Source organism: Halarsenatibacter silvermanii, from assembly GCF_900103135.1.
GTDB lineage: Bacteria > Bacillota > Halanaerobiia > Halanaerobiales > Halarsenatibacteraceae > Halarsenatibacter > Halarsenatibacter silvermanii.
Window position 1 is genome coordinate 1 of record NZ_FNGO01000063.1, and the last position, 1944, is coordinate 1944.

3 protein-coding genes are annotated in these 1944 nt (G+C 34.4%); all 3 read right to left on the bottom strand.

Annotated elements, in window-relative coordinates; translation table 11 throughout:
- Positions 1 to 262: 262 nt before the first annotated feature.
- Positions 263 to 553, bottom strand: coding sequence for a nucleotidyltransferase family protein (locus BLT15_RS12985; protein WP_089762505.1), 291 nt, complete (start codon positions 551 to 553; stop codon positions 263 to 265).
- 299 nt (positions 554 to 852) lie between these two features.
- Positions 853 to 1305, bottom strand: a complete 453-nt coding sequence (locus BLT15_RS12990; RefSeq protein WP_143423113.1) for a ribonuclease toxin HepT-like protein — start codon at positions 1303 to 1305, stop codon at positions 853 to 855.
- Between the two features lie 4 nt (positions 1306 to 1309).
- The gene (locus BLT15_RS12995) at positions 1310 to 1738 is read right to left on the bottom strand and encodes a nucleotidyltransferase family protein (RefSeq protein ID WP_089762509.1); all 429 of its coding nucleotides are present in this window, start codon (positions 1736 to 1738) and stop codon (positions 1310 to 1312) included.
- Between the last annotated feature and the right edge of the window lie 206 nt (positions 1739 to 1944).

A 1944-nucleotide genomic window follows, 5' to 3' on the forward strand; every position in this document is an offset into this window, starting at 1 on the left:
AAGGATAATTATTATGATTCAGACAAAACTATCAGCCCAGTTACAACGGCAAAACGGAGCGCAAGAACAGAGATTTAAGAAAAATTGTCGAGAGGTTCGATGAGGACGTATCCAAAATCATAATACCGGAGTCAGTGTGCCGGTTTATTCTCGAAATGAATCTGATGATGTCGCCGGATGTGTAAAGTCATTTCTGGAAGTTCGACTTTAAAAGGTGTTGAAATACCACAGATAATGGATTTTATCCTTCATTTCTTTTTTGTCATGAGACATTTAATAATTTCCCCTTCGACATAAGATATTCAGCGAAATCTTTATCTCTATCCAGGTCAATTAAATCCACTGGATAATCGAGAGCAAACATCAGCTCGCTATAAACTTTGAAAAATTTGTCAGGTGGACAACCTTTAACTGCTAAATCTATATCAGAAGACTCTTTATCCTTATCAAGAATAGAACCATAGACATAAATTTCATCACAGCCAGCTTCTTTTAAAATTTCTACAGCTTTATCAACTTGATCTTGGTGGTCCCTGGGGATTACATTTTTCATGTTTTTAGCACCCTGTAAAAGATAACTAACAATTTTTAGCCTCAACTTTGTTTGAAATATTTTAGGCAGCAGTGTCTCGCTCCTATCTGTATTTAAATTATATCACATTCAGCAGCATTATGGAAAGGCCTGGATGAAGCAGGCTATACTGAAGAAGAAATTCACTCAATCCTTGAAAATTATCGAAAAGGCAGAAGGTTAGGAAAAATCGAATCAATTGAGATGCTATTAAAAAAATATTCTGCTGGACTTTCGGAAAAGAACTTTTCGAAATAAAAGAAAAGCCTTTATTAAATTGATTATGCCATCTCTTTCAACTTATCACAAAATTCCTCGAGTTCTTCTATCATCATATTAGCAGCCCGGTCAAATTTATCAACTACAATTTTTTGTTTTTGCCAATCCAATTTCCCATCATAAAGATGGCGAAAAACATGTCTAAAAGCTCTAAAATCATCCAGAATCAGATAAAGTTCGTGACTTATTACTGCGGGACGTACACCCTCGATTTCCATTTTCATCCGTTTTAATAGTTTTTTGTGCCATTCATTATTCTCAGCAACATTTTCAAAAAATCTGGCAATATTTTTAAAAATATTTTCGCAGGCATTATAAAAATTGTGAAGTTTATACCCGATAATAACCTGCTCATTATCTTTAGGGTTTTCCCAATCAATGTGGTCAATAAAATCGTCAAATTCAGATTTTATTTCTTTTATGCTTTCAAGGTCTTCTTTGATTTCTGCTCTCAATATTTCAATTTTCTCCTGCAAGAAGTACCTCTCCTTTCCTTTTGATTTTTTTAATAAAATCATGACTTTTTGTCTGGGTATGCAGGTCTACTGGCATTTCCAGTGCCTCTTCCAGTTTTCTGCGCAGAATAAAATATTTTTCTGCAGGGATTTTTTCCATGTATATATCAATATCATTTGGCCTGCGAGCATTGTTTTCAAGGAAAGAGCCAAAAATTATCACCAGTTCCAGGGAATCAATTTCTGCTGCTAGCTCATTAATGATTTGTTTTAGATCATTTCGTTTGCGCTCTCGGAATTTGTTGACTTTCTGCCTTTTTTGTTCCTCTCTGTTTTTTAGAAAATTATAATATTCTTCCATATTAGCACCACCTGCAGAATTCAACTTTACCTTTTTCTTCCCTTCTTTCACAATTTCTTTTATAAAAGCCATTAAGTTTCGCGCCTATCTGTATTAAAATTATATCACATTCAGCAGGATTATGGAAAGGCCTGGCTGTATCTGGATTTTATATGTAAAAATATGAGGATCTTCTTGTCTTCGGTTAATAGGTGTGTAAAACCTCATTTAGTTGTACTGGAAGATATAAAGCTTCGTTCACAATGAAATTTTTCCCCGGCTTACGTTTAGTTTTCGGC